We start from the raw sequence: 3,396 nt of genomic DNA on the forward strand, positions 1-3,396 counted from the left end.
GGGCACTATCAGCAGGTCCAGATCGGGCACTTCCATCAGGAATTCAAGACCCAGGGTCCCCTGGCCGCAGATGATATGATGATCTTCGTAGGCGGAGACATAGACAAGACCTTCCCGTTCGGCAAACACCTTGGCTTCGGCCTCGGCTTCATCGTAGAAATGACCTATGACCCTGAGATCGACCATCCCTGCGCCTCTCGAGAGTATCGCTTCTCTCTTGGTCTGGGGGCATGAACCGGGGACGCAGATTACCGCTCTGACGCCGAGAAGATTGGCCGCCAAGGCGACCCCCTGGGCATGATTCCCCGACGAGGCGGTAATCACCCCCCTATCCCTTTCCGGTGAGGTGAGGGAGTACATTTTGTTTAGCGCCCCCCTGACCTTGAAGGAGCCACAGAGTTGAAGATTTTCCCATTTCAGGAACACTTCCGAACGAACCATCTCCGAAAGAGGAAAAGACAGTTCTACCGGAGTCTTTCTGATCCTCCCTTCGAGAAACCTTGCCGCCTTGAGCACATCTCTCATCTCTGGAGCTATCGACATGGAAAACATCTCCCTACGTCACAAGTTCACCAGCGATCCAATCCCGCGCTCCAGGGCCCTGACAAGAGCGAGATTGGCAGTGACAATATCCTGGAGGGCCAGGCCGGAGGAGTCAAAAATGGTGATCTCCTCGTCGCTTTCTCTTCCCTTGGCTTCTCCCGATATAACCCTCCCGATCTCAATCACGTCGAATTCACCAATAAGCCCCTTTTCAAAAGCTGCCTGGAATTCGCCGATCTTTAGGGATTGCGCCTTGCTGTCGACGATGAGCCGGGCGAAGGGCAGCAGGTTCTCGTCCAGTTCCTGTTTACCGGGAAAGTCAGCGCCGATCGCGTTGATATGGGTTCCGGGACGAACCCATTCCGCCTTGATGAAGGGTTCGTGGGATGAGGTGCAGGTCACTATTAAATCGGACGACGAGACAGCTTCCCGGAGCCCATCCATAGGGACCGCCAGAAAGAATACCTCGGGGTAGAGGCTCGGCATTTCTCCAACGAATCGTGAAATCTTCTCGGAATCCCTCCCCGCAACACGTATAACCTCGATACCCGGAAGGACCCTTGTCAGTCCCTGTAGCTGGACCCTCCCCTGGGTGCCGGGACCGACGATAAGGATCTCGCTGGATTCTTTCCTGGCAAGGTACTTCGCCCCGATGGCCCCAGCGGCTCCTGTCCTGATATTGGTGATGACCATACCGTCCAGTATTCCCACGGGCCTTCCCGTCTCGATACTGAGCACGATGACGATGCCCGATATGGCCGGTATCCTTCGCTTTTCCGGATTATCGGCCACGTACCCGATCACCTTGAGCCCCGCGAGGCCTGTCCCGGAAAGGAATCCTGACTTGATATCCAATTCCCGGACTCCCCGTTCGAATTCATGGGCTATGGCGGGTAAGAGCGTAGCCTCGCCCCTGGAATATTGTTCATAAGCAATCTCCACGGTGGTGATAACGTCCTTGATATCCAGGAGTTTCTTCAGGTCTTCGCTATTCAGAATCCTGATCTTGTACATTCTTTCAACCCCTTCCAGGAGCGTTTACCCTTGTAATAATATACCCCAACTTCCTCAGCAAAAAAGGGCCCCAAAGGGCCCTTGAGTTTAGGTTTACAGTTTTACAGAAGTGCCTTCAACACCGCCAGGGCGGAATCGTAGTCGGGTGGTGTCGTCGCCTCAGGCACGATTTCCTTGTAGCGGAGGACATTGTCCCGGTCGACGATGAACACCGACCTTGCGAGCAGGCGGAGTTCCTTGATGAGAACTCCCCATCCCCGTCCGAATGAGGCATCACGGTGGTCCGAAAAGACCTCGATTGAATCAATCCCCCCGGCAATGCAGAATCGATTGATGGCAAAGGGAAGGTCCATGCTGATGTTGAGCACAGCAACGTAGCCGGGTAGCGATGCCGCTTCCTCGTTGAACCAGTGGGCCTGGAGATCACATACCGGTGTGTCGAGTGAGGGGGTGACCGATATAACCTTTACCTTGCCCTCGAAATCGCCGAGGGACACCTCATTGAGAGACCGGTCCAGGACCGTGAAATCCGGCACCCTTTCCCCGATGGCCAACTCCGGCCCAAGAAGCGTCACCGGGGCACCCTTCATCGTCACTATACCTTTCCTTTCCAAGTCGGCAACCTCCTTTCAAGGGGCTTCCTCACTCGACCAGCTTGAAAGCCTCTTTTTTCGCCCCGCAGATGGGGCAGATATCGGGCGCCTCTTTCTCGGCGATATATCCGCAGACGGAACACACATAATAATCGACACTTTCCACGGAGGGCAGGTTCTCCCTGGCTTTTCGGAAAAGGCCGGCATGAACCTTTTCCGCCTCATTGGCCAGCCTGAAGGATCGTTCGGCTTGCTTCTCCCCTTCCGCCGCGGCCTCTTCGATGAAGGGCGGGTACATGCTCGTGAACTCGTAGGTCTCGCCTGCGATGGCGGCATCGAGGTTTTCGGCGGTAGTACCGATCATTCCCATCGCCCGCAGGTGGGAGTTGGCATGGATGGTTTCGGCCTCGGCGACAGCCCTGAAAAGCCTGCCTACCTGGTGGTCACCCTCGTCGTCGGCTCTTTTAGCGAAGGCCAAGTACTTGCGGTTGGCCTGCGATTCGCCGCTGAAAGCTTCCTCTAAGTTTTTCGTGGTTTTGTTCTTCGTCAAGTCTATCCCTCCTTTTTTAAAATTTTTTCAAATATACCTGTCAAACCTTCCCGGCGCAAGCCCCTCCGGTGGAGGATCAATCGCCATTCCTGCTCAAACTGAGCATGTTCACCAGAACTTCATAAGCCGCATAGTAAAGGTCAGGGTCCTCCTGGGTCACCAGTATGGGCCCCATCAGGTCCGTGTGGATCCTGAGTACGGCTACGCCCCACCGACCAGTGCGAGTGATGATTTATCATCACTCCTTCCACCCCGACGCTACCATGAACACCTTTATCGTCATGCCACGCCCGGCAAATAAGCTTCAGCCTTCTGCCCGACTGGGCCGCCTTCTCCACTCTTTCCCGATCAATGCCGCGGATGCCCTCCCTTTCAACCTCAAAAGGGGTCATATCGCCTTCGAGCAAAACGTTGGCAAGGGCAGCGACTTTCGCCGCCGTGTCCCACTCATCGATATCATCGACCCGGGTCAGTTTACGCTACCCCTATCTCCTGAGCCTCACGCGCCGCCTGGTCGCACTCCGCCCCTTCCTCTATCCTTCCAAGGATATAGTTGGTCGTCGAGTTCAGTATTCCGTCGACCGATTCCGCTACACAAACCTTAAGGCATGATCGGCAAAGGTTGAAAACCGGGGCGCCCTCCATGACAGTCGTCTCGAAGAGAAATTTTTTCCCGGCGAGGTTGGCCAGTTCCGA

Annotated in this window: 6 protein-coding genes; all 6 read right to left on the bottom strand. The window is 55.4% G+C overall.

The window, feature by feature from the left end; all coding sequences use genetic code 11:
• On the bottom strand, positions 1 to 543 hold a 543-nt coding region (locus GX108_02420; protein ID NLO55902.1), incomplete at its 3' end, for a pyridoxal-phosphate dependent enzyme.
• 18 nt (positions 544 to 561) lie between these two features.
• Complete coding sequence (locus GX108_02425; GenBank protein NLO55903.1) at positions 562 to 1,557, bottom strand: ornithine cyclodeaminase family protein; 996 nt, start codon at positions 1,555 to 1,557, stop codon at positions 562 to 564.
• A 101-nt stretch (positions 1,558 to 1,658) separates the two neighbouring features.
• On the bottom strand, positions 1,659 to 2,171 hold the full coding sequence (gene tpx / locus GX108_02430; GenBank protein ID NLO55904.1) for a thiol peroxidase: 513 nt from the start codon (positions 2,169 to 2,171) through the stop codon (positions 1,659 to 1,661).
• Between the two features lie 28 nt (positions 2,172 to 2,199).
• A complete protein-coding gene (locus GX108_02435) occupies positions 2,200 to 2,700 on the bottom strand; it encodes a rubrerythrin family protein (protein ID NLO55905.1) in 501 nt (166 codons plus the stop codon).
• A gap of 140 nt (positions 2,701 to 2,840) precedes the next feature.
• Entirely contained in the window at positions 2,841 to 3,173 is a 333-nt protein-coding gene (locus tag GX108_02440) for a hypothetical protein (protein NLO55906.1), read from the bottom strand.
• A gap of 1 nt (position 3,174) precedes the next feature.
• Positions 3,175 to 3,396 (bottom strand): homoserine dehydrogenase (locus GX108_02445; protein NLO55907.1); only part of this gene is annotated, 222 nt, incomplete at its 5' end.

Origin of the sequence: Thermovirga sp. (assembly GCA_012523215.1) — a bacterium.
Classification (GTDB): Bacteria; Synergistota; Synergistia; order Synergistales; family Thermovirgaceae; genus 58-81.

Bases quoted from the DNA above. Each gene is read 5' to 3' on its own strand.
- GX108_02425 (NLO55903.1), bottom strand. From the start codon at position 1,557: ATGTACAAGATCAGGATTCTGAATAGCGAAGACCTGAAGAAACTCCTG.